This is a genomic window from Rothia halotolerans, assembly GCF_004136635.1.
In the GTDB taxonomy this organism is placed as follows: Bacteria; Actinomycetota; Actinomycetes; order Actinomycetales; family Micrococcaceae; genus Rothia; species Rothia halotolerans.
Genome location: NZ_NOIU01000002.1, coordinates 166,938 through 191,636 on the forward strand (window position 1 = coordinate 166,938; position 24,699 = coordinate 191,636).

A 24,699-nucleotide genomic window follows, 5' to 3' on the forward strand; every position below is an offset into this window, starting at 1 on the left:
TGTGGGAGGAGGTGGGATTTTCCCCCCTCCTCCCACGGGCGGATCAGGCTCCCGCGACGTCCTCGAGCAGGCTCACCAGGGTGCTCACCGCGGCGCCGGTCCCCTCCTTGGGCGTGTAGCCGTACGGCGAGCCCTCGTTGAAGGCGGGCCCGGCGATGTCGAGGTGGGCCCACGGGATGCGGCCCTCCTCCGAGCTGCCGACGAACTCGCGGAGGAACAGGCCGGCGATCAGCATGCCGCCGTTGCGGCCGGCCCCGACGTTCTTCAGGTCCGCGACCGGGGACTTCAGCTCCTGGGCCATGTAGTCGGGCAGCGGCATCGGCCAGAACTCCTCGCCGGCGCGCTCAGCGGCCCGGACGACGCTGGAGCGGGCCTGCTCGTCGCCCATCACGGCGGAGCAGCGGCCGCCCAGGGCGACCATCTGGGCACCGGTCAGGGTCGCGACGTCGAGCAGCAGGTCCGGGGCGGACTCGGAGGCGTGGGCGAGCCCGTCGGCCATCACCAGCCGGCCCTCCGCGTCGGTGTTGAGCACCTCCACGGTGGTGCCCCCGCGCATCGTGAGGACGTCCTCGGGCTTGGTGGCGCTGCCGGAGGGGAGGTTCTCGGCCAGGCACAGCCGGGCGGTCACGCGGACCGGCAGCCGCAGCTCGGCCGCGGCGGCGACGGCGTTGAGGGCGGCCGCGGCGCCGGCCATGTCGCACTTCATCGTCATCATCGAGCCGCCGGGCTTGAGGGACAGCCCGCCGGAGTCGAAGGTGATGCCCTTGCCGACCAGGGCCACGTGGCGCTCGGCACCCTCGGGGGAGTAGTCCACCACGACCAGCCGCGGCGGCCGCGCCGAGCCCTTGCCGACGCCGAGGATGCCGCCGAAGCCGCCCTCCTCCAGGGCCGCCTCGTCGAGCACCTCGGCGGTGACGTCGTCGAGCCCGGCGATGCGCTCCAGGGCGCGCCCGGCGAAGGAGTCCGGGTACAGGCTGTTGGGGGCCTCGTTGACCAGCCGGCGGGTGTGGTCCACGGCCTCGCCGAGGACCAGGGCGCGGGCCAGCGCCTCGTGGGCCTCCTCGGAGCGGACCGGGGAGAAGATCACGGCCTCGGTGATCGGCTCCCGCTCCGTCGCCTCAGCGGAGGTGCGCTGGCCGACGTCGTAGAAGGCCCCGAACGCGATGCCCTCGGCGATCGCGGAGACCTCCTCCAGGGAGGAGGCCGGCAGGTCCACGGTAACCGAGCCCAGGCCGGCGAGCTGCCGGACGGCGGAGCCCGCGCCGTAGCGCAGGGCCTCGAGAGTCTCGGACTCCTGCGCGCCGGGGCGGCCGAGGCCGATCAGGGCGAGCACGTCGGCGCCGGCGTCACCGAAGCCGGGCAGGCGGTGGAGCTGGTCGGCCGCCCCGGAGATGCCGAGGTCCTCCAGGACGCCCTCCAGCCCCTCGCGGACCGATCCCGAGAGGGCCGAGGGGGCGAGTTCGGGGCCGTCCGGGCCGGCGTGGACGCCGACCACGAGAGCCTTGGTGGAGACGTTGGCCGCATCCGGGGCGGCGAGGGAGAGTGCCAGTTCGTGGGACTCGGTCATGTCGGGGAGCGCTCCTCATTGATGTCGGGGCCGGCGGCCGGCGCCGGGTGATCCGCGCCGCATCCGCCGTCGACGCACAGGCCCCCGGAAATAGACGGGGCCCGTCCGTCGTTGTTCTCTATAAGAGGTTTCGGTTACCACTGTAGGCGCTCTCCGGCTCGCCGCCGGCAGGGTCCCGGCGGCGGATGTCGACCGGAGGCTCGAGCAACCGCACCTCAAGGATCGGCCCAAGGAGGGTTCACGATGCAGGATCCACGCACGCTGTACCTGGGTAACCCCGGGCTGCTCAACGACCCCCGCCTGAAGGGGCTGAACATGGTGGTCTCGCTCACCGGCTTCGCCGAGGCCGGATACACCGCGCAGCAGGTCTCCGACGAGATCCTCTCGGAGCTGGGCGCCGAGGAGGTCGTGGAGTTCGACGTCGATCAGCTGTTCGACTACCGCTCCCGCCGTCCCCGCATCCGGTTCATCGAGGACCACTTCGAGGAGCTGGAGCTGCCGGAGCTGAAGCTCTACGCCGTCACCGACGGCCTGGGGCATCCCTTCCTGCTGCTCTCGGGTCCCGAGCCGGACCTGCAGTGGAAGCGCTTCAGCGAGGCTGTCGCGCAGATCGCCGAGAAGCTCGAGGTGAACCTGTTCGCCTCGATCGCCTCGATGCCCATGCCGGTGCCGCACACCCGCCCGCTGCCCGTGACCGCCCACGGGAGCAGGGAGGACCTGGTGAAGGGGATCTCGGCCTGGAAGCCGATCGCCGAGATCGGCGCCTCGGCCTCCCACATGCTGGAGGTCACCCTCACGGAGCGCGGCTTCGGGACCGTGGGCTACACCGTCAACGTCCCCCAGTACCTCTCGGAGGCGGAGCTGCCCCAGGCGGCCGTGACGGCCTTGGAGCACCTGGGCGCCGCGACCAAGCTCAATCTGCCCACCGACCGCCTGCGCGAGGCCTCGCGCGACGTCGAGCGGCAGATCGACGAGCAGGTCGCCGCGTCGCAGGAGGTCCAGGCCATCGTGCACCACCTCGAGCAGCGCTACGACGAGAACGTCGGCGAGGAGACGCAGCGCTCGTTGCTGGCCCGCGACGAGTCGGAGATCCCCGACGCGGACGAGCTGGGCGCCGCCATCGAGGCGTTCCTGGCGGAGCAGGACGACCAGGAGGGTCAGGAGTAGGGGAGAACGACGAGGCAAGCGCGGAGCGCCTGGGTCCGCGGCCGTCCACAGACGGCCGGATCCGGGGCTCCGCGCCTTTTTCGTCCACAGAACGCCGGGACGACGCCGGTTCACGCCCGGCGGCCTCCGCCCCGGGGCGCAAGGTGGGGCCATGCGATTCCCCTCAGCTCCCCGGGACCGGCCCTCGGTCCTGAGCACCCCCGCCGGCTCCGCCGAGGACGTCCTCGCCTATATGGTCCACACGCTCGGCTACTGGCCGGACGGCTCCCTGGTGGTCGCCTCGGCCGCCGGGGGTTGCCTCGGCCCGTGCCTCCGCCTGGACCTCCCGGACGGCGCACGCTCGCCGGGCGCCTGGGCGGCCGAGCTGCCGGGCGTGCTGGGCAGCCTCGCCGCGTGGGCCCCCGGCGAGCGCGTCACCGCCTTCTTCGCGGCCTTCGCGGGAGATCCCGGCCTCCTGACCGGAACCGTGGCCGGCACGGTCCGGTTGAGCGAGGGGGACCGGTGCGAGGCCGCTCGGGCGGAGGAGGGACCGCCTCCCGCGGGCAGCCCTCCGACGCCGTCGCCCTCGGTCCCGGACGGCCGGGCTCTGCTCGGTCTCGTCTGCGCCGCCCGGGCGGCTCTCCACGCCGGGCTCGAGCCCGCCGACCTCTGGCTCGTGGACCGGGAGAGGGGCCGGTGGGGCTGGCTGCGGGTCCCGGACCCGCGGGAGGGGGGCGGGCCGGTCCGGCCCGGCGGCACGATCGACGCGATCCTCGCCAGCCCCGTGGGGGCCGCGATGACCGCGGAGGGGAACGCCCTGCGGGAGCGCTCGACGGCGGTTCGGGACGACCCCCGGCTGGGCGGTCCCTTCCGGGCCGCCGAGCTGCTGGGCGCGGCGGAGGCGGCGCGCCTGATCTCCGCCATCCGCACTGGGATGGAGCCCACGCCCGGTGGCCGGGCTCGTCCGGGGGTCGCCGCGCGAGCGGCCGGGCCCTCCCGGGACCCGGCGGGCGGACTTCCGGCGGAGGGCGGACTTCCGGCGGATGACCGGGGCCTCCTCCGCTTCACCGAGGCGGTGCGCCATCTGGAGGCGGTGCTGAGGGCTTTCGGGGAGGAGGGGGACCATCGGGGGCGGCCCGGTCGCTCGCCCGCCCAGCTCCTCGAGGCCGCGAGCCTGGCCCGGGCGGCCCCGCTCCTGGGGGACGACGTCGGCCTCGGGGCGGCGCTCCTGTGCGCCGTCGGGGGACCGGCCCTCGCCGAGCGTCACCTCGTGGCCGTCCTGGGGCGGGGGAGCGCGCCGGCCGAGGAGCCGGGGGAGCGCGTGCTGCGCGGGCTGGGGGAGGAGCCTCCGGCCGACTTCCGGTGGGCGGGCCTGAGGCTGGTGCTGACGCTGCTGGGCGAGGCGATGGGGGAGCCCGCCGCCTCGCTCGCGGCGGTGGGGAACGCGCACGTCAGCTGGTTCCTCGGGCTCAGCAGCCAGGCCCAGCTGTACCTGCGTCTGGTCCGGGATCGACGGGCCGCGTCCGCCCTGGCCGTCCTGCGGGCGCGGATGGCCCAGCGGCCGCTGCCGCGATGGCTCTCCCAGCGGGGGCGGCCGTGAGCGCCGCGCCCGCGCCCTCCGACCGGAATACGGCGCGGGGCTCCCGCCGGGCTCCGGGCCTCGACGCGGCCCACGGCCCCGCTCCGGGCGGAGGCGGTACCGACCCGGGCCGGCGCGACCCTGAGCCGGTCCGACGGGGCCCGGCCCGACCCGGCCCGGAGCGGTCTGACGAGGCGGGGATCCGTGGCAGAATGTGCGGTGGCGCACTCTCGCCCGCCGCCCCATCGCCTGCAGATCCCCGCCTCACGCACCTCCCCAGACATTTTTCCGAGGACGGGAATAAGCGATTTCGGCCGGGTGTTGACAATGTCGAACGGCCTTGCAAGCGCGGCCGGGCGATCGTCCTGCGATCGGCTCCGGGCTTGACAGGGTCATAGGTGTTTTACGCACCTTGCGCAGTCTCACATGAACGAAAGGTTTTTGAGTGTCACCAGTTGCACGCAAGAAGGCGGAAGCCGAGGAGGCAGTGACCACCGAGGGCACCGCCCCCGTGACGTCGCGCGCCCGCAAGGGGTCCGCCTCGTCGAAGTCCGCTCCCGCACGCGCCGCGGGCACGGCCAAGAAGACGGCGGCGACCCGCAAGGCCAAGGCCGGTGACGCCGCGAGCGGAAAGCCCCAGGGCGGCGCTCGCAAGGACTCGGCCGACGAGGTCGAGGAGATCATCGAGGCGGAGGGCGGCGCCCCCGAGGAGCCCGAGACCGAGGTCGAGGAGGTCCAGGAGGACGAGGAGAAGGAGGCGAAGAGGACCGTCGCCGCGAGGGGCAACGGCTTCGTCATCTCCACCACCGACGACGACGACGAGCCCGCTCAGCGCGTCAGCACCTCCGGCGCCACCGCCGACCCGGTCAAGGACTACCTCAAGCAGATCGGCAAGGTCTCCCTCCTCAACGCGGAGCAGGAGGTGGACCTGGCGATGCGCATCGAGGCCGGCCTGTACGCGGAGCACAAGCTCAAGGACCAGAAGGACTCCCTCGACGCCGCCGCGCGCAAGGAGCTGCGCTGGGTCATCCACGACGGCAAGCGGGCCAAGAACCACCTGCTGGAGGCGAACCTCCGCCTGGTGGTCTCCCTGGCCAAGCGGTACACCGGACGCGGGATGCTCTTCCTGGACCTGATCCAGGAGGGGAACCTCGGCCTGATCCGCGCCGTGGAGAAGTTCGACTACTCCAAGGGCTTCAAGTTCTCCACCTACGCGACCTGGTGGATCCGGCAGGCGATCACGCGCGCCATGGCCGACCAGGCGCGCACCATCCGCATCCCGGTGCACATGGTGGAGGTCATCAACAAGCTCGCGCGCGTCCAGCGCCAGATGCTCCAGGACCTGGGCCGCGAACCCACCCCCGAGGAGCTCGCCAAGGAGCTCGACATGACCCCCGAGAAGGTCGTGGAGGTGCAGAAGTACGGCCGCGAGCCCATCTCGCTGCACACTCCGCTCGGCGAGGACGGGGACTCGGAGTTCGGCGACCTCATCGAGGACTCCGAGGCGGTGGTCCCGGCGGACGCGGTGTCCTTCACCCTCCTCCAGGAGCAGCTGCACTCGGTGCTGGACACGCTCTCCGAGCGGGAGGCCGGCGTCGTCGCCATGCGCTTCGGCATGACCGACGGGCAGCCGAAGACCCTGGACGAGATCGGCAAGGTCTACGGGGTCACCCGCGAGCGCATCCGCCAGATAGAGTCCAAGACGATGTCCAAGCTGCGGCATCCCTCGCGTTCGCAGGTGCTGCGGGACTACCTCGACTGAGGCGTCCCGCCGCTCCGGCGGACGGCGCGCGGGATCGCCCCGCCCGGATGCGAAGAAGGCCCCGGCCCCCTTGAGGGGCCGGGGCCTTCCCGGTGTTCCAAGTCTCGTGCGGCCTCAGGCCGATGCCGAGGACAGCTTGTCCCGCTCATCCTGCCACGTGCTGGCCATGGGGCGGAGCTTCTCCTCGTTGGCGCTCGCGTGGTGCGCGCAGAAGAGCAGCTCACCGCCCGTCGCCTCGAGGACGACCCGGACGTATGCCTGAGCTCCGCAGGAGTCGCAACGATCGGTTGCGTCCAGTCCTCGCGTTTCCAGAGTTGCCGTCATGATCTTCCTCCTGACGTGATGCTTCTGATCCCGCGCCGCCTTCCGGGGAAGGCGACGCCGATCGCTTAGTAGACGGTGAGTCGATCAGCGTTCGTGTACTCATGCAAACACGACCCCGCGGCGATTTCATCCCCGTCTCACGGCAGTTCGCTGTGGGCGTGTGAACCGCCGGTGCGACCTAGGCCGTAGACTGTAGGTCGCGCCGTCGGCGCCGATCCGCCACCCACGAACCAGGAGAAGGACTCGCGTGACACCCACCACCGATGAGTACACGGCCCGGCAGCTCTCCGTCCTCGAGGGGCTGGAGGCGGTGCGCAAGCGTCCCGGCATGTACATCGGCTCCACCGACTCCCGGGGGCTGATGCACTGCCTCTGGGAGATCATCGACAACTCGGTGGACGAGGCGCTCGCCGGCTACGGGCAGTCCATCGACATCATCCTCAACCGCGACGGCTCGGTGGAGGTGCGCGACGACGGCCGCGGCGTCCCCACCGACATCGAGCCCCGGACCGGCCTGCCCGGCGTCGAGGTCGTATTCACCAAGCTGCACGCCGGCGGCAAGTTCGGCGGGGGCACCTACAGCGCCGTGGGAGGCCTGCACGGCGTCGGCGCCTCGGTGGTCAACGCGCTCTCCGCGCGCCTGGACGTCCAGGTGGACCGCGGATCGAAGACCTACCAGATGTCCTTCCAGCGGGGCATCCCCGGCCGGTTCGACGACGCCGGCGCCCCCGCCGCGGACGCCCCCTTCGCCGCGTCCGGCCCGGGCGAGGGGCTCGACGTCGTCGGCAAGGCCCGCCGCGGCGCCACGGGCACCCGCGTGCGCTACTGGGCCGACCGACAGATCTTCACCCCCGACGCCGCCTTCGACTACGGTGCCCTGGTCGAGCGGGCGCGCCAGACCAGCTTCCTGGTCCCCGGCCTGCGCCTGCGCATCCGCGACGATCGTCGCCTGCCCGGCACCCCCGGCGAGGAGGGGACCCACGAGGAGGTCTTCCAGCACGACGGCGGCCTGACCGAGTACGTCGACTTCCTGGCCTCGGACGCCCCCGTGACCGACGTCTGGCGCTTCCAGGGCTCCGACCACTTCAAGGAGACCGTGCCGGTCCTGGACGCCAACGGCCACTCGGAGCTGAAGGAGGTCCGCCGGGAGTGCGAGGTAGACGTCGCCCTGCGCTGGGGCACCGGCTACGACACCACGGTCCGCTCCTTCGTCAACATCATCTCCACGCCCAAGGGCGGCACCCACCTGAGCGGCTTCGAGCAGGGGCTGCTGAAGACGCTCCGCAGGGAGGTGGCGGCCAACGCCCGCAAGCTCAAGGCCGGCTCCGACAAGATCGAGAAGGACGACGTCATGGCTGGCCTGACCGCGGTGGTCAACGTCCGGCTCGACGAGCCGCAGTTCGAGGGCCAGACCAAGGAGATCCTCGGCACCCCGGCGGCGCGCGCGATCGTCGGCAAGATCGTCTCCGCCGAGCTGGGGAGCCGGTTCACGGCCAGGGGCCGCGCCGAGAAGCAGCAGGCCTCCCAGGTGCTGGAGAAGGTCGTCGCGGAGATGAAGTCGCGCATCTCGGCCCGCGTGCACAAGGAGACCCAGCGGCGGAAGAACGCGCTGGAGACCTCGCAGATGCCCTCCAAGCTGGTGGACTGCCGCTCCAACGACGTCGAGCGCTCCGAGCTGTTCATCGTGGAGGGGGACTCCGCGCTCGGCACCGCCCGGCTCGCGCGGGCCTCGCACTACCAGGCGCTGCTGCCCATCCGCGGGAAGATCCTCAACGTGCAGAAGGCCTCGCTGACGGACATGCTGGCCAACGCGGAGTGCGCGGCCCTCATCCAGGTCATCGGGGCCGGCTCCGGGAGGAGCTTCGACGTCGACGCCGCGCGCTACGGCAAGGTCGTGATGATGACCGACGCCGACGTCGACGGCGCCCACATCCGCACCCTGCTGCTGACCCTCTTCTACCGCTACATGCGCCCGCTGGTGGAGGCCGGCCGGGTCTACGCAGCGGTGCCGCCGCTGCACCGCGTGGAGGTCGTGACCGGCGGCGGCAAGGCCAACGAGATGATCTACACCTATTCCGAGCGGGAGCTCTACGAGACTCTGAGCCGCCTGGAGGCCGAGGGGAAGCGCTACAAGGAGCCGATCCAGCGGTACAAGGGCCTGGGCGAGATGGACGCCGACCAGCTCGCGGAGACCACGATGGACCCGCGCCAGCGGATGCTGCGCCGGGTGCGGATCGAGGACGCGGAGGCGGCCGAGCGCTCCTTCTCCCTCCTGATGGGCTCCGAGGTGGCGCCCCGCAAGGAGTTCATCATCAGCCACGCCGACGAGCTGGACCTCGAGCAGATCGACGCCTGAGCCGCCGGCCTGAGCTGTCCAGGCGGCTCGGCCGGCCTCCGCGGTCCGGTCGGCCCGGCGGCCTCCGCTGCTCCGGCCGGCCCGGCGGCTTCCGCTGCTCCGCTTGACCCGGCCGGCCTCTGCCGCCACCCCTCGAATCCTCGTCCGGGGCCGTTCAACGGCCCCGGACGAGTGCGTTCTCACCCTCCTGAGTGTGGGTTTGTCTTTGTTTCCGTGGCTATACTTGGGTTATAGCATGCGATCCGGTCCGAGACCTCGACACCCGGGGCCCGAGGCCTGATCCGCGACCCAGGAAGGCCCGTACCATGTGGCAGCAGATCTACGACCCCCTCGACTCCCTCTGGCTCTCCGCCCTGCTGGCGGCGGTCCCCCTGGCGGTCTTCCTGCTGGGGCTCACGGTCCTCAGGCTGACCGGCCTGGTCTCGGCGGCCGCCGCGCTCGTCGTGACCTGCGCCGTGGCCCTGCTGGTCTACGGCATGCCCGTCTCCACGGCCGCCTCGGCGGGGCTCTACGGGGTGCTCGGCGGCCTGTGGCCGATCGGCTGGATCGTCCTCATGGCGGTCTGGCTCTACCGGATCGCCGTGCGGGCCGGGAACTTCGAGGTCATCCGCGGCTCGATCTCCGGCATCACCGTGGACCAGCGCATCCAGGTCCTGCTCATCGCCTACTGCTTCGGGGGCTTCCTCGAGGGGGCCGCCGGCTTCGGCATCCCCATCGCCATCTGCGCGGCCCTGCTGGTCAACCTCGGCTTCGAGCCCCTGCGCGCCGCCATGCTGGCGCTGGTGGCCAACGCCGCCGCGGGGGCGTACGGGGCCATCGGCATCCCGGTGCTGGTGGGCGCCCAGCAGGGCGGCGTCGGCGTCGCGGACCTCTCGGCGACCATGGTGATCGTGACCGTGCTGATCACCGCCGCGGTGCCCTTCATGCTCATGGCCATCATGGACGGGATGCGGGGTCTGCGGGAGACCGCGCCCGCCGCGCTGCTGACCGGCGTCGTCTTCGCGGGCCTGCAGGCTGCGGTGCTCCTGCTGCTGGGGCCGGAGCTCGCCGACATCGTGCCCCCGCTGGCGGCCATGGTGGCGCTCGCGCTGCTCATGCGCAGGTGGAGCCCGCGGGTTCCCTACCGTGAGCCCGGCGCCCCCGCTGCGGAGGCCGCCCGTTCCGGCGGCCTCGGCCTCGGGCGGGTCGTGGCGGCGTGGAGCCCGTTCTACGTGCTCTCGATCCTCATCCTGATCTGGAGCCTGCCGTTCATGGACGCGCTGACCGAGGAGGGCGGGCCGCTCTCCTGGACCACGCTCGGCTGGGCCATGCCGGCCCTGGACGGGCAGGTGCTGCGCACGGCGCCCGTGGTCGCCGCCGACGCGCCGGACACGGCGGTGTGGAGCGTCCCGCTGCTGGCCGCGAGCGGCACCGCGACCCTTCTGGCGGCCCTGCTGACCACCGCCTTCTCCCGCGGCATCTCCTGGCGGGCCTCCTTCGAGGAGCTCGGCGGCGCCGTGCGGCAGCTCGCCGTGCCGGTGCTCATGATCTGCCTGGTCATGGCCGTGGCCAACGTCATGAGCTTCTCGGGGATGTCCTCGACGCTGGGGCTCGCGCTCTCCGAGGCGGGGCGGGCGTTCCCGCTGATCTCCCCCGTGATCGGCTGGATTGGGGTCTTCGTCACCGGCTCGGTGGTCAACAACAACACCCTCTTCGCGGGTCTGCAGTCCGTCACGGCGGGGCAGATCGGGACCTCGCAGACGCTGCTGGTCGCCTCGAACACCGCCGGCGGGCTCGCGGCGAAGGTCGTCTCGCCCCAGTCGATCGCGATCGCCACCGCGGCAGTGGACCGCTCGGGGCGCGAGTCCCAGGTGATGAGGATGGCGCTTCCCTACAGTGCGGCACTGCTCGCCTACCTCTGCGCGTGGGTCTTCGCCCTCTCCTTCTGGCTCTAGGGGCTCCTTGCCGCCCCAGAGGCCCGGCCCGCGGCTCCGGCGCACCGGACGGTGCGCCGGAGCCGCTTCGCGTGACGCCGACCACTAGAGTGGGGGCATGACGACGCACGAGCACGCCCAGCCGGCCTCGCCGGAGAACGCAGACCCCGCCGGAGGGGGCGCCGGGCCGGTCACCGTGACGGTGACCGGGGCCGCCGGCAGCATCGGCTACGCGACCCTCTTCCGGATCGCCGCGGGGGAGATGCTGGACTCCGGCCGCCCGGTCCGCCTCCGGCTGCTGGAGATCCCCGCCGCCCTGAAGGCCGCCGAGGGCACCGCCCTCGAGCTCCAGGACGGGGCCTTCCCGCTCCTGGAGTCCGTGGACGTCTTCGACGACCCGGTCCGGGCGTTCGACGGCGTCGGGGCCGGCCTGCTCATCGGCTCGCGCCCCCGCGGCCCGGGCATGGAGCGCGCCGACCTGCTGGAGGCCAACGGCGGCATCTTCTCCGCCCAGGGCGCGGCCATCAACGCCGGGGCAGCCGAGGACGTGCGCATCGCCGTCGTGGGCAACCCCGCCAACACCAACGCGCTCATCGCGGCCTCCCACGCCCCGGACGTGCCCCTCGAGCGCTTCACCGCGCTCACCCGGCTGGACCACCACCGGGCGATGGCGCAGCTCGCGCTGGCCACGGACTCCCCGGTCTCCTCCGTGCGGCGGGTGACGATCTGGGGCAACCACTCCGCCTCCCAGGTGCCGGACCTCTCCCGGGCCAGCGTCGGAGGGCGCCCCGCGCTCGAGGTCCTCGCCGAGCACGGGCGGGACCGCACCTGGATCGAGGAGGAGTTCATCCCGCGGGTGGCCCGGCGCGGCGCGGAGATCATCGAGGTGCGCGGGGGCTCCTCCGTGGCCTCGGCGGCGCACGCCGCGATCTGCCACGTCCGCGATTGGGTCCTGGGCACCCCGGAGGGGGACTGGACCTCGATGGCGGTCCCCTCGGACGGCTCCTACGGGGTGGAGGAGGGCATCATCAGCTCCTTCCCGGTGACCTGCGCCGCCGGGCGGTATGATATTAATCACGACGTGAAGTTGGGGGACGACGTCGAGAACCGCCTCCGCGAGTCCGTCCGGGAGCTCCAGGAGGAGCGGGATGCCGTGAGATCGCTGGGTCTGCTGGGCCCCAGGGGCGGATCCTCCTAGATTCCGCGGCTCGGGCGCGCCGCCGGGGGCGCAAAGGGTGGAATTCACCCTTACTTTGCTGTCAACCACGGTCATCTGGTAGTGGGCTCGTCCTCCCAGCCGCGCTTGCTAGCTTGTTCGCAAGTTCGGTTCCCGGCGATCCCGGAGCCGGTGGACAGCGTCTGCGAGGAGAACCGTGGATATCGTAGAAATCGCCCGGTGGCAATTCGGCATCACCACCGTCTATCACTTCATGATGGTGCCCCTGACCCTGGGGCTGGGCCTGGTCGTGGCCCTGTTCAACGTCCTCTGGGTGCGCACCGGCCGGCACGAGTACCTGCGCCTGACCAAGTTCTGGGGCAAGCTCTTCCTCATCAACTTCATCATGGGCGTGGCCACGGGGCTGGTCCAGGAGTTCCAGTTCGGGATGGCCTGGAGCGAGTACTCCCGGTTCGTCGGCGACGTCTTCGGCGCCCCGCTGGCGATGGAGGGCCTGCTCGCCTTCTTCGTCGAGTCGACCTTCCTCGGCCTGTGGATCTTCGGCTGGGGCCGGCTGAAGCCCAAGATCCACGCCGCCTGCCTCATGGCGGCGGTCGTGGCCTCCTGGTTCTCGGCGTACTTCATCATCGTCGCCAACTCGTGGATGCAGCATCCCGTGGGCTACGAGATCGTGGACGGCCGCCCCGTCCTCAACGACATCTGGGCCGTGCTGACCAACAACACCGCCATGGTCGCGTTCCCGCACGCGATCTTCGGCTCGGTCGCCGTGGCCGGCTCCTTCCTGCTGGGCATCGCCTGGTACAAGCTGTGGAAGCGCCGGGTCCGGGGGATCGACACCGTGGACGCGCAGGGCCGCGTCGTCGTGGGCTCCCTCGAGACCGGCGCCGAGGACCGCGCGGACCACGGCATCTGGCTGCGCTCGCTGCGGCTCGGCTGCCTCCTCGGGGTCATCGGCTTCGCCGGCACGGCCTTCACCGGCCACGCCCAGGCGCAGCTGATGTACGAGCAGCAGCCCCTGAAGATGGCGGCCGCCGAGGCCGCCTGCCACGACGGCACCGCCTTCTCCGTGCTGACCATCTCCTCGCCGGGCTCCCGCGACTGCGACGACGTCAACGCCCTCATCGAGCTGCCCGGCCTGCTCTCCTTCCTGGCCAACGAGAACTTCCACACCGACGTCCCCGGCATCACCACCCTGGAGCCCCAGTACGAGGAGATGTACGGCACCAACCTGGCCGACGACGACCTCTACGGGGACCGCGCCGGTAGCGAGATCAGCTACGTCCCGCTCATGGAGGTCACCTACTGGGGGTTCCGCGTCATGATCGGCTTCGGCGGGCTCGCCGCGGTGGCCTGCGTCTTCGCCTGGTGGATCACGCGCAGGGGTACCGTGCCGGAGGCGAAGTGGCTCATGCGGCTCGCGGTCTTCGGGATCCTGGCCCCGTTCGGCGCCAACATCGCCGGCTGGGTCTTCACCGAGATGGGACGGCAGCCCTTCGTCGTCGCGCCCAACCCGGACCTGCCCCTGGACCAGCGGGTGTACATGTTCACCGAGGCCGCGGTCTCGCCGAACGCCTCGCCGTGGGAGCTGATCTTCTCCCTCGCGTCGCTGTGCCTCATCTACCTCGTCCTGATGGTCGTCGAGGTCTACCTCATCGCCAAGTACGTCAGATCGGGGGTGGTCGCCGCGATGCCGGAGCTCGTCGAGGAAGAGCACGACGACGATGACGACGACTCCCGCCGCGACGTCCTCTCCTTCGCCTACTAGGAGCCAGCGCAATGTTCGAACAGTTCATGGACCAGCCCGTCCTCCCCACCGTGTGGTTCTGCGTCGTCGGCTTCTTCTGGATCGGCTACGTGATCCTCGACGGATTCGACCTGGGCGTCGGCATGCTGATGGGCCGCATCTTCTCCCGGGACGAGAAGGAGCGCCGCCTCCTGCTCAACACCATCGGCCCGGTCTGGGACGGCAACGAGGTGTGGCTGGTGACCGCGGGAGCGGCGACCTTCGCGGCGTTCCCGATGTGGTACGCCGCCCTGTTCTCCGCCCTCTACCTGCCGCTGACCCTGCTGCTGCTGGCGCTGATCCTGCGCGCGGTCTCCATCGAGTATCGCGGCAAGGGCAGCGGGCAGCGCTGGAGCAGCCGGTGGAACGCGCTGATGGTGGGCTCCTCCACCGCCATCGCCTTCCTCATCGGGGCAGCGCTCGCCCTGACCACCACCGGGCTGCCGCTGAACACGAACGGGGACCGGGTCGGGGGCCCCTTCGCGTGGGTGACCTGGCCGGCCGTGCTGGGCGGCGTCGCGATGGTGGGGTTCTGCCTGGTGCACGCCCTGGCCTTCGTGGCGCTGAAGACCGACGGGCAGGTGCGCCACCGGGCCCGGACGCTGCTGGTGCGCTTGCTGCCCGTGGCCCTGCTCCCGGCGGCGGCCTGGGTGCTGATCCTGCAGTTCCGGGGAGGGACGCCGCTCTCCTGGGCCTTCACCGCGCTGGCGGTGCTGGGCGGCGTGCTGGCGTGGGTCGCCGCCGTCTCCGGCCGCGAGGGCCGGGCCTTCGCGGGGCTCGCGGTGTTCATCGGGGCGGGCATGCTGGCCATCTTCCTGGCGCTGTACCCGGCGGTGCTGCCCTCCACCCTGGCCGGCGGGCTCGACCTGGAGATCGCGACGGCGTCGTCCTCGGCCTACACGCTGCGGGTGATGACGGTGGTCGGCGCCATCGGCGTCCCGGTGCTGCTGATCTACCAGTCGTGGACCTACTGGGTCTTCCGCAAGCGGCTCTCGACCGCGCACATCCCGGAGGCCCACAGCGTGACCGAGCTCGCGACCCGTCCCTCGGTGCGATAGCCGATGGCACGGACCCGCTCCTCCCGGCGGCCGCCGCTGGGCCCCGACGCCCGGCGGATCCTGCCGCTCCTCGCGGCCGTCAGCGCGGTCCGGGGGCTGGCGACGGCGGTCTTCGCGGCCGGCGTCGCGACGCTGCTGGCGGGGCTGGCGCGGGCTGGGTTCGACGCCGCCCAGGCCGCGGGCGACCGCAGCTCCTCGGGGCTGCCGGAGTTCATCGGCGACGCCGCGGCCCGCCTGGACGGCCTCTTCCCGGCCTGGCTCGGGCTCGAGGAGCCGGGATGGGCCTGGCGGGCGGGCGGCGTCGCGCTGCTCGCGCTCCTGGCCCGGGCGCTCGGCGACTGGGGGCTCTCGGTCGCCGCGCGGCGGGCCGCCGGACGGGCCAAGTCCGGCATCCGGGCGCGGCTGCTGGAGCGGATCCTCGGCGCGCCCGCCCCGATGGGCGGGGAGAGCGGGGCCGCCGGGAGCGCCGGGGGCGACGCCGTGCTGGTCTCCCGCGGCCTGGACGCCCTGGACGACTACTACGTCAAGACCCTCACCGCTGCCGTGGCCTCCGCGGTGATCCCCCTGCTGGTGTGGATCGTCGTGGCGCTGCACGACGTGCTCAGCGCGGTGGTGCTGGCCCTGACCGTGCCGCTGGTGCCCCTGTTCATGGCGTTGATCGGCGGGAGCACCCTCGAGGAGACCCGGCGCTCCCAGAACGGCCTGCTGCGGCTCTCCGAGCACATCGTGGAGCTCGCGCGCGGCCTGCCGGTGCTGGTGGGGCTGCGGCGGGACCGCGCCCAGGCCAAGGCTCTCGAGGAGCTGGGGGAGGACTACCGGCGTCGGACCATGCGCACGCTGCGCTCGGCCTTCATGTCCTCGCTGGCGCTCGAGCTGATCACGACCCTCTCGGTGGCCGTGGTGGCGGTGTTCATCGGGGTGCGACTGGTCAACGGCGGGATCGGCCTGGACACCGCGCTCCTGCTGCTCCTCATCGCGCCGGAGTGCTTCCAGCCCCTGCGGGACCTCGGCACCGCCTTCCACCAGTCGCAGGACGGCGTCGAGGCCCTGCGCCGCGCAGAGGAGCGGCTGGAGGCCGAGCCGCCGCGCTCCCCGGTGCGCCGGACCGGCGCCCCTGGCCTGCGCGTCGTCGATCTCCGCCTGGGCTATCCGGGGCGGGAGGCCGTGCTGCGCGGGGTCGGCCTGCGAGCGGAGCCCGGGGAGATCACGGCCCTGACCGGGCCCTCCGGCTGCGGGAAGTCGAGCCTGCTGCACAGCGTCGCCGGGCTGGTCGGCGATGAGTCCTCGGGGGAGGACAACAAGCTCTCGGGGGAGGAGGCCGCCGAGGGCGCCCGGCTGAGCGGTGAGATCGAGGTCGGCGGACCGGTGCTGTGGATCGACCAGTCCCCGGAGTTCACCGCCCCCACCGTCCTGGACGAGGTGGGCCTGATGCTCGACCCCGACCACGCGGAGCACTGGCTGCGCGGGAGCGGCGCCGAGGAGGAGGCTGAGGAGGCCCGGGAGCCCGCCCCGGAGACGACGCGGGAGGCCCGCGCCGTCCTCGTCGAGCTGGGCATCGAGGACCTCGCCGCGCTCGCCCCGGCCGCCGTCAGCTCGGGGCAGGCGCGCCGGCTCGCCGTGGCGCGCGTGCTCGCCGCCGTGCGGGGCTCCGGGGAGTCGCCGGTGGTGCTGGTCGACGAGCCCACCGCCCACCTCGACGCCGCGGCCTCGGCCCGCGTCGGCGCCGCCCTGGAGCGGCTCGCGCGGGCGGGCGCCACGGTGCTGGCGGTGACCCACGACGCCGCGCTCGCGGCCGCTGCGGACCGGCACCTGCGCATGTCCGGCTCCGGGGAGATCTCCGAGGCCGCGGACGGGGCCGTGCCGGCGGACCACGCGGCGCCGGGGAGCACAGCGGCTCCGCCTGCACCCGCCGATCCGGCACCCGCCTCGGAGCCCGCAGGGGAGCGGACGCCGCCTGCGGGGAGGGCCGACGGCGCCTCCTCCGCCCACGACGCCGCCATGCGCCGAGACGCCCGCACGGGCTCCGTCCCGCGCCCCCTCCCGACGCTGCGCGCGCTGGGCCGGCTGACCGGCGCGTCCCCGTGGCGGGTCCTCGTCAGCATCGCGCTGGCCTTCCTGACCGTGGCCTTCGGCGCCGCGCTGACCGCGCTGTCCGGGTGGCTCATCGTCCGTGCCTCCCAGCAGCCGGGGCTGATGTACCTGCTCCTGGCCATCACCGGCGTGCGCTTCTTCGGCCTGGGCCGGGCGATCTTCCGCTACGCGGAGCGGCTGTTCACCCACGACCTGGCCCTGCGCGCCTCCGAGCGCCTGCGGATCGGCTCCTGGCTGGCCACCGGCCGGTCCGCACTCGGCGTCCGCTCCCTCCTGCGCGGCAGCACCTTCCTGGACCGGCTGATCGGCGACGTCGACGACCTGCGCGACGCCCTGCCCCGCGTGCTGCTGCCCGCCGCGACCCAAGTGCCGGTCATGGCCGCGGCGGTGCTGGCCACCGCGATCACGGTGCCCTCCGCGACGTGGCTCGTGGCCCTCGCCGCGGTGCTCGGCTGCACCCTGGTCCCGTGGGCCGCGCTGCGGGCCGACCGCAGCGCGGAGCACCGCGTGCGCTCGGCGAACTCCGCGACCCTGCGCCTGGCTGCCGACGCGATCGAGGCCGCCGACGACGTCCGCGGCAACGGCCTGGTCCGCCCGGTCCTGCGTGTGGTCCGCTCCCGTGAGGCGGCTGCGCGCCGGGCCTCCGCCCGGGCCGCCTACGCCGCGGGTCTCGGCGGCGGGGCGAGCCTCGCGCTGTGGTGGGCGACCGCGCTGGGCGTCGTCGCCCTCGCCTGGGGGCCGGTGACCGAGGGCGCCGTGAGCGCCCCCGTGGCCGCGATCCCGGTGCTGCTGTGCACCGCGCTGGTGGAGCCGACCGCCCAGGCGACCGAAGCGCTGCGCTCCTGGCCCGCCCTCGCGCGCCTGGTGGCGAAGATCGACGCCGAGGTCGACGCGGCGCCCCTGCCGGACCAGGAGGAGGCGACCGACGACCGGGACGACGCCGGCGCCTCCTCGGCGGCCGGGGTCGAGGCCGAGGCGGTCGCGGCCCGCTGGCCCGGCATGGAGCGGCCCGCCCTGACGGGTCTGAGCGGCGGCGCGGCGCCCGGACGGTGGTGGGGCATCACCGGGCCCTCCGGCTCCGGGAAGACCACGGCGCTCGCCGTGCTGCTGGGCTTCCTGCCGGCGGAGGAAGGACGGGTGCAGATGGGCGGAGCCCTCGCCTCCCCGGGACGGCTCCGCGGGCTCGCGGCGTGGTGCCCGCAGAACGCCTACGTCTTCGACTCCACGCTGCGGGGCAACCTCTCCCTGGCCCGGCCGCGGGGCGAGGCGCCCACGGACGAGGAGATGGGGGTCGCCCTGGAGCGCGTGGGGCTGGACGGCCTGCTGGCCGACCTGCCGCGGGGGCTGGAGACCGGCGTCGGCGCGGGGGGCTCGAGGCTCTCCGGGGGGCAGCGGCAGCGGCTCGCGGTGGCCCGCGCCCTGCTGACCTCCTCACCCCTGCTGCTGCTCGACGAGCCGACCGCGCACCTGGACGCCGAGACGGCGGAACGAGTCATGGAGGAGATCGCCCGCGGGACGGCTGCGGGGACCCCCGCAGCCGTCGCCGCGGCCCCAGCGGCGGCTGCGGAGGGCCGCGGACGGGGACCGGCTCCGGGCCCGGCCGAAGCAGGAGCGGTGCCGAGCGTCGTGATCGTCTCCCACCGCCCGGAAGACCTCCGGCACTGCGACGACGTCACGACGCTCGGGCCGGCCGCCGTCCGGGTGTAGCGCTCCCGGCACACCCGGTCCGGGCACCGGCCCCGGGCCTGTGTCGAGCACGGATCCGGTGCCGAGCGCGGAGGATCGGCACGATCCCGGGGCACCCGGCCTCAGCACACCAGGCCCGGTGCGCCTTCCAGGCCCCAGCGCACCCGGCCCGGTGCGCCCCGCCCCGGCCCCCGCCTCACCCCGCGGAGAGCGAGGGGCCCACGGCGTCGATCGTCTGGTTCATCTGCACGCCCGAGCCGTCCCGGGCGCCGTGCTCGGTGGGCAGCGGACGGGCCACGCCCGCCGCCGAGACCGCCCGCGCCGGCCCGGGCCCTGCCCACGCCAGCGAGAGCTCCCGCTCGCCCTTGAGGAAGCGGTGCGCCCGGACGCCGCCGGTCGCCCGGCCCTTGGCCGGGTACTCCTCCAGCGGCGTGACCTTGGCCGAGGCGGCCCCCGCCCCGGGCAGCGAGCCCTCGGGCGTGGCCACGGTGACCACCACGGAGCCGTCGCTGGGGGAGGCGGCGCCGAAGAAGAGCACGGCGTCGTCCTCGGCCAGCTTGACGCCCGCGACGCCGCCGCCGGTCCTGCCCTGGGGACGGACCTTCCCGGCGTCGAACCTCAGCAGCTTGGCCTGGCGGGTGATGAAGACCAGCGCGTCGTCGTCCGCGGCGGCGCAGGCCCCCACGACCTCGTCGCCGGGCTTCAGCGCGATGCCCTCCCAGTCGTCGCGGTTCAGGGGGTACTCGGGCTGCAGGCGCTTGACGACGCCGCGCCGGGTCCCCAGGGCGAGCACGCTGTTCAGCGGGGCCAGGGCCACCAGCCGCTCGCCCTTCCCCAGGCTCAGGAACTCGCCGGCGACGGCGCCGCCGGCCGGATCCGGGAAGCCGGAGCGGACCTCGAGCTGGGGGAGGTCCATCACGTTGACGCGGACCATCCGGCCGGCCGAGGTGACCGCGCCGACCTCGCCGCGCGCGGTGGCGGGCACGAGGGAGGCGAAGGCGTCGTGCTTGGTCCGCTTGGACGGATCCGCCAGCTCCTCGCGGCCGCCGGCGCGGCCCGGGGTGCGGCCCATCCGCCCGGAGGTCGTCAGGACGGCCCAGCACGGGTCGTCCGCGATCTCCAGGGCGAGCCCCAGGCCCTTCTTGGCACCGCTCGCGGCCGCCGGGTCGGTGGCAGAGGCGGCGAGGACGGCCAGCTCGTCCTGGTCGGTCAGGCGCGTGCGCCGGTCCGTGCCGTAGCGCTCGGCGACCTCGCCGAGCTCCTCGGAGACCAGCGTCCGCAGCCTCGCGTCCGACTCCAGGATCGCGGTCAGCTCCTCGATCCGGCGCTGCAGCTCGTCCCGCTCGCCCTCCAGCTCGATCCGGGAGAACTTGGTCAGCTGCCGCAGCCGCAGCTCGAGGATGTGGTTGGCCTGCAGCTCGGACAGGTCGAAGACGGTCATCAGCCGCTCGCGGGCCTGGGCCGTCTCATCCGAGCCGCGGACGATCTGGATGACCTCGTCGATGTCCACGATCGCCAGCAGCAGGCCCTCGACCAGGTGCAGCCGGGCCTTGGACTTCCCCAGCCGGTGGCTGGTGCGGCGGCGCACGACGTCGATCCGGTGGTCCACGTAGACTCGCAGCAGGTCCAGCAGCCCCAGGGTCTGCGGCTGCCCCTGGACCAGCGCGACGTTGTTGATGCCGAAGGAGTCCTCGAGCGGCGTGTGCTTGTACAGGCTCTGCAGCACGGCGTGCGGGTTGAAGCCGTTCTTCAGCTCGATGACCAGCCGGGTGCCGTTCTTGCGGTCGGTGAGGTCCACGACGTCGGAGATCCCGGAGAGCTTCTTGGACTGCACCCCGTCCTTGATCTTGTCGATGACCTTCTCGACGCCGACCAGGTACGGCAGCTCCGTGACCACGATGCCCTGCTTGCGCGGGGTCACCTGCTCGATCGAGGTGCGCGCCCGGGTCCGGAAGGTGCCGCGCCCGGTCGCGTAGGCGTCCCGGATCCCGGCCAGCCCGGCGATGACCCCGCCGGTGGGCAGGTCGGGGCCGGGGATGAAGCCCATGACGTCGTCCAGCGTCGCCTGGGGGTTCTCGATCAGGTGCTGCGCGCCCGCGATGACCTCGCGCAGGTTGTGCGGGGCCATGTTGGTGGCCATGCCGACGGCGATGCCCGAGGAGCCGTTGACCAGCAGGTTGGGGAAGGCCGCGGGCAGCACGCCGGGCTGGGTGAACTGGTTGTCGTAGTTCGGGACGAAGTCGACGACGTCCTCGTCCAGGTCGCCGGTCAGCGCCTGCGCGGCCGGGGCCATCCGGGCCTCGGTGTAGCGGGCGGCGGCCGGGCCGTCGTCGACCGAGCCGAAGTTGCCGTGCCCGTCCACCAGCGGCAGCCGCATCGCGAAGGACTGGGCCAGGCGCACCATCGCGTCGTAGATCGCGCCGTCGCCGTGCGGGTGCAGCTTGCCCATGACCTCGCCGACCACGCGCGCCGACTTCACGTGGCCGCGTTCCGGCCGCAGCCCCATCTGCATCATCATGTACAGGATGCGCCGCTGCACCGGCTTGAGCCCGTCCCGCGCGTCCGGCAGGGCGCGGGAGTAGATCACCGAGTACGAGTACTCCAGGAAGCTGGTCTCCATCTCGGAGGAGACGTCGATGTCGACGATGTTCTCCACGACGTCGGCGGGAAACTCCTCGTGGGAGGGCGTCGACTTGCGTCGGGCTGCCATGGGGCACTCCTTGCTGCTCACGGGCACGGGCCACACCAGTGTAGATCACCGCCGATCGTGTGATCGGCGCTACTAGGATGGGAGCATGGCAGACGAGATTCCGTACCCGTCCCACTGGGAGGCCGACGTCGTCCTGCGCGACGGCGCGACCGCGCACCTGCGCCCGGTCCTCCCGACCGACCAGGACGCCCTGACCGCGATGTACTCCGGCCAGTCGGAGCGCACCATCTACCTCAGGTTCTTCACCTACAAGTCGACGCTCTCGGCCCGCGAGCTCACCCGCTTCACCACGGTGGACCACCACGACCGCGTCGCCTTCGTGATGATGAACGGCAACGAGATGATCGGCATCGGCCGCTACGACCGCACCGACGAGCCCACCGAGGCCGAGGTCGCCTTCTTCATCTCCGACGCCCACCACGGCCGCGGCATCGGCTCGATCCTGCTGGAGCACCTGGCCGCCGCCGGCCTGGAGAACGGCATCACCCGCTTCTCCGCCGAGGTCCTGCCCGAGAACCGCAAGATGCTGGACGTCTTCTCCGACGCCGGCTACGAGCTCTCCCGCGGGTACGACGACGGCGTGATCGCCGTCCACTTCGACATCGACCCGACCGAGAGGTCCCGGGCCGTGATGGAGGCCCGCGAGCACCGCGCCGAGGCGAAGTCGGTCTCCACCCTGGTCGCGCCGCGCTCGGTCGCGGTGATCGGCGCCTCCCGGGACGCGCACCAGATCGGCCACGAGATCCTGGTCAACATCGTCGAGGGCGGCTTCGCGGGGCCCGTCTACGGGGTCAACCCCGAGGCCCTGGAGCTCGCCGGGATGCAGTCCTACGCCACGATCGGGGAGGTCCCGGAGACGGTGGACCTCGCGGTGATCGCCGTGCCCATCTCCGCGGTGGCCGACGTCGTCGAGCAGTGCGGGCGGGCCGGGGTGCGCGGGGTGCTGATCGTGACCAGCGGCTACGCCGACGACGGCGCCCGCGGCCGGGCCCGGCAGCAGGCGCTGGTGCGGGTGGCCCGGACCTACGGGATGCGCGTCATCGGCCCGGCCTCGCTGGGCGTCATCAACACCGACCCGGCCGTGAGCCTGTGCGCCTCGCCGAGCATGGGGCACCCGCTGCACGGGACCCTGGGCATGTTCAGCCAGTCCGCGGCCATCGGGGCGATGCTCTACACCGCCGCGCACCGGCGCGCCATCGGCGTCTCCTCGGTGCTCTCGGCCGGCAACCGGGCGGACGTCTCGGGCAACGACCTCATGCAGTACTGGGAGGACGACCCGGACACGCTGGCCTGCTGCATGTACCTCGAGTCGATCGGCAACCCGCGCAAGTTCTCCCGGATCGCGCGCCGGCTGGCCCGCACCAAGCCGCTGATCGTGGCCAAGTCGGAGGTCACCGGGCTGCAGCTGCCGCCCGGGCACACCGGCCGCACCAGCTCCGCGCCGCCGCGGGCGATCAGCGAGATGTTCCGGCAGGCCGGCGTCATCCGGGCCGAGACCAACGAGCACCTGATGGACATCGCCCAGGTGCTGGTCTCCCAGCCGCTGCCCGCCGGGCGCCGGGTGGCGGTCTTCTCCAACGCCTTCGCGCTGGCCGGCGTCGTCTCCGACGCGTGCGCCTCCCACGGCGTCGAGGTGAGCTTCGCCGAGGGCGCGCTGGACACATCCAGCGAGGACCTGGACCCGCTGGACCTCATCCGCGAGAGCGTGCTCGGCGCCCTGGGCTCCTCCGAGGTCGACGCCGCCGTCGCGACCTTCCTGCCCTCCCCGCTGGTCTCGGCCCGGGAGATCTCCGAGGTGCTGATGGACTGCGCGGCCCGGACCGGTAAGCCCGTCCTGGCCGCGTACTCGGGCATCCTGGACGCGAGCGCCGTCCAGCGCGGGGTCCACGCGAGCCCGCGCGTCACCGAGGACGGGAAGGAGCTGCCCGGGCTGCCGTGCTTTGAGAGCCCGGGGGGCGCCGTCGGCGCGCTCGCGGCCATCGTGGAGTACGCGGAGTGGCGGGAGAAGGAGGAGGCGCTGCTCGCCGAGGTGGACGGGACGGACCGCAAGGCGGCCGAGCGCGTGATCGGGGAGCTCTCCGCACGCGTCCCCGGCGAGGGCCTGCTCCGGCTCGACCAGGAGGAGACGACCCGGCTGCTGGAGACCTACGGCATCGAGGTGCTGCGCTCCATTCCCTTCCGGGACGCCGACGAGGCCGTCGCGGCGGCGGAGGCGATCGGCTACCCGGTGGCGCTGAAGACCACCGACGAGCTGCTGCGGCACCGGCTGGACCTGGGCGGGGTGCGCCTGGGGATCGAGGACGAGCAGACGCTGAGGAGGGACATCGACCTGATGCACCGGACGCTCGAGCCCTACGGCAGCTTCGACCTCGAGGTCCAGGCGATGGCGCCCACCGGGCAGAACTGCGTCGTCCGGGCGATGGAGGATCCCCTGCTCGGCCCCGTCATCTCCTTCGGGATGGCCGGGGACTCGGTGGATCTGCTGGACGACTGGGCGCACCGGGTGCCCCCGCTGACCGAGCGCGACGTGCGGCTGATGGCCCGGGCGCCCAAGGCCTCGCGGAAGCTCTTCGGCTACGGGGGTCTGCCCCCGGTGGACGTCGCCCGTCTTGAGGACCTCCTGCGCCGGGTGGCGCAGCTGAAGGACCTGCACCCCGAGATCGCGCTGCTGGAGCTCAAGCCCGTCATGGTCTCGGAGGACTCCCTGACCGTGCTCGCGGCGCAGGTGGAGCTCGGCAACCCGCGGCGGCGGACCGACTCGGCGCGGCGGACCATGCCTGGGTGAGAGCCTCGGTCCGGGGGACGAGATCGAGGCGGGGAGGAGCCCGGCCCGCCGGCGGCCGCCGTCACGGCGCGCGGATTGACCCCGGGCGTAGACTGGTGCAGTGCTTTCCGGCCGGAGGGCGCCGGCGAACCGCCGTCATCGAAGGACCGAAGAAGCGAGTGCATGGCAGACTCAGGACCCCACGGATCGAGGCTCGACCACGACATCACCAACGCCGGCTTCTACCCGGAGCTGGTCAGGGACGTGGTCAGGGACGCCCTGGACGGGCAGGAGCCCGCCTCCCACCTCGTGCAGCTCGAGACCCACTTCGACCAGACCGAGGTGCACCGGCACATCACGGTGCTCGCGCTGGCCGGTGAGATCGTGCAGATCACCCACGTGGACGACCAGTCGCTGGACGAGGACGGCCAGGACGTCGTCGCCCACGTCTCCACGGAGACCGTCCCCGTGCGGAACCTGAGCTCGGTGACGCTCTCCTACGCCTACCGGCAGCCGCAGAACTACACCTCGGCGACCCCCGCCGCGGAGGTGACCCTGATGATGTCCTGGACCGGGAGCCAGCGGATCGACGTGCAGCCCGCCGGCTGCCAGGACCCGGAGTGCGAGGCGGACCACGGCTACACCGGCGTCGCCGCGCGCGAGGACGTCGTGCTGCGGATCAGCGCCGAGGCGGACGGTCCGCGCGCGGTCGAGGACGCCCGCGAGTTCGCCCGGGCCCTGCGGCGCGCCAACACCGCCCTGTCCGGCACCACGCACGCGTGA

At 72.9% G+C, this 24,699-nt stretch carries 14 protein-coding genes; 11 read left to right on the plus strand and 3 right to left on the minus strand.

The features are described from left to right. Nucleotides 1-43: 43 nt before the first annotated feature. Nucleotides 44-1,567, minus strand: a complete 1,524-nt coding sequence (locus tag EWV39_RS05750; protein WP_129657673.1) for a leucyl aminopeptidase — start codon at nucleotides 1,565-1,567, stop codon at nucleotides 44-46. 243 nt (nucleotides 1,568-1,810) lie between these two features. Here EWV39_RS05750 and EWV39_RS05755 point away from each other — a divergent pair, with 243 nt between their 5' ends. The 3 genes from EWV39_RS05755 (at nucleotide 1,811) to EWV39_RS05765 (ending at nucleotide 6,054) form a co-directional block, all read left to right on the plus strand. Further along, nucleotides 1,811-2,734 carry a proteasome assembly chaperone family protein gene (locus tag EWV39_RS05755; RefSeq protein ID WP_129657675.1) on the plus strand — a complete coding sequence of 308 codons (924 nt, stop codon included), beginning with the start codon at nucleotides 1,811-1,813 and terminating at the stop codon, nucleotides 2,732-2,734. Nucleotides 2,735-2,885: 151 nt separating this feature from the next. Continuing rightward, nucleotides 2,886-4,313, plus strand: a complete 1,428-nt coding sequence (locus EWV39_RS05760) for a hypothetical protein (RefSeq protein ID WP_129657677.1) — start codon at nucleotides 2,886-2,888, stop codon at nucleotides 4,311-4,313. Nucleotides 4,314-4,737: 424 nt separating this feature from the next. Continuing rightward, the gene (locus EWV39_RS05765; RefSeq protein WP_129657679.1) at nucleotides 4,738-6,054 is read left to right on the plus strand and encodes an RNA polymerase sigma factor; all 1,317 of its coding nucleotides are present in this window, start codon (nucleotides 4,738-4,740) and stop codon (nucleotides 6,052-6,054) included. 114 nt (nucleotides 6,055-6,168) lie between these two features. On the opposite strand, the gene EWV39_RS05770 is transcribed toward EWV39_RS05765, so the two are convergent. Continuing rightward, a complete protein-coding gene (locus EWV39_RS05770) occupies nucleotides 6,169-6,378 on the minus strand; it encodes a DUF7455 domain-containing protein (protein WP_129657681.1) in 210 nt (69 codons plus the stop codon). Between the two features lie 247 nt (nucleotides 6,379-6,625). On the opposite strand from EWV39_RS05770, the gene EWV39_RS05775 reads away from it, so the two are divergent. The 6 genes from EWV39_RS05775 (at nucleotide 6,626) to cydC (ending at nucleotide 18,463) form a co-directional block, all read left to right on the plus strand. Then, nucleotides 6,626-8,734, plus strand: coding sequence for a DNA gyrase/topoisomerase IV subunit B (locus EWV39_RS05775; RefSeq protein ID WP_129657683.1), 2,109 nt, complete (start codon nucleotides 6,626-6,628; stop codon nucleotides 8,732-8,734). A 305-nt stretch (nucleotides 8,735-9,039) separates the two neighbouring features. Next, the gene (locus tag EWV39_RS05780; protein ID WP_129657685.1) at nucleotides 9,040-10,668 is read left to right on the plus strand and encodes an L-lactate permease; all 1,629 of its coding nucleotides are present in this window, start codon (nucleotides 9,040-9,042) and stop codon (nucleotides 10,666-10,668) included. A 97-nt stretch (nucleotides 10,669-10,765) separates the two neighbouring features. Beyond that, entirely contained in the window at nucleotides 10,766-11,845 is a 1,080-nt protein-coding gene (locus tag EWV39_RS05785) for a malate dehydrogenase (RefSeq protein WP_129657687.1), read from the plus strand. A 175-nt stretch (nucleotides 11,846-12,020) separates the two neighbouring features. Next, nucleotides 12,021-13,589, plus strand: a complete 1,569-nt coding sequence (locus EWV39_RS05790) for a cytochrome ubiquinol oxidase subunit I (RefSeq protein ID WP_129657689.1) — start codon at nucleotides 12,021-12,023, stop codon at nucleotides 13,587-13,589. An 11-nt stretch (nucleotides 13,590-13,600) separates the two neighbouring features. Continuing rightward, nucleotides 13,601-14,665 carry a cytochrome d ubiquinol oxidase subunit II gene (gene cydB / locus EWV39_RS05795; protein ID WP_129657691.1) on the plus strand — a complete coding sequence of 355 codons (1,065 nt, stop codon included), beginning with the start codon at nucleotides 13,601-13,603 and terminating at the stop codon, nucleotides 14,663-14,665. 3 nt (nucleotides 14,666-14,668) lie between these two features. Then, nucleotides 14,669-18,463 (plus strand): thiol reductant ABC exporter subunit CydC, encoded by a 3,795-nt coding sequence (cydC, locus tag EWV39_RS05800; RefSeq protein ID WP_129657693.1) that lies wholly within the window; start codon nucleotides 14,669-14,671, stop codon nucleotides 18,461-18,463. A gap of 175 nt (nucleotides 18,464-18,638) precedes the next feature. Here the strand turns inward: cydC and EWV39_RS05805 are convergent, their stop codons facing one another. Then, the gene (locus EWV39_RS05805) at nucleotides 18,639-21,152 is read right to left on the minus strand and encodes a DNA gyrase/topoisomerase IV subunit A (protein WP_129657695.1); all 2,514 of its coding nucleotides are present in this window, start codon (nucleotides 21,150-21,152) and stop codon (nucleotides 18,639-18,641) included. 85 nt (nucleotides 21,153-21,237) lie between these two features. On the opposite strand from EWV39_RS05805, the gene EWV39_RS05810 reads away from it, so the two are divergent. Beyond that, the gene (locus EWV39_RS05810) at nucleotides 21,238-23,937 is read left to right on the plus strand and encodes a bifunctional acetate--CoA ligase family protein/GNAT family N-acetyltransferase (protein ID WP_129657697.1); all 2,700 of its coding nucleotides are present in this window, start codon (nucleotides 21,238-21,240) and stop codon (nucleotides 23,935-23,937) included. 162 nt (nucleotides 23,938-24,099) lie between these two features. Beyond that, nucleotides 24,100-24,699 carry a DUF5998 family protein gene (locus EWV39_RS05815; protein ID WP_129657699.1) on the plus strand — a complete coding sequence of 200 codons (600 nt, stop codon included), beginning with the start codon at nucleotides 24,100-24,102 and terminating at the stop codon, nucleotides 24,697-24,699.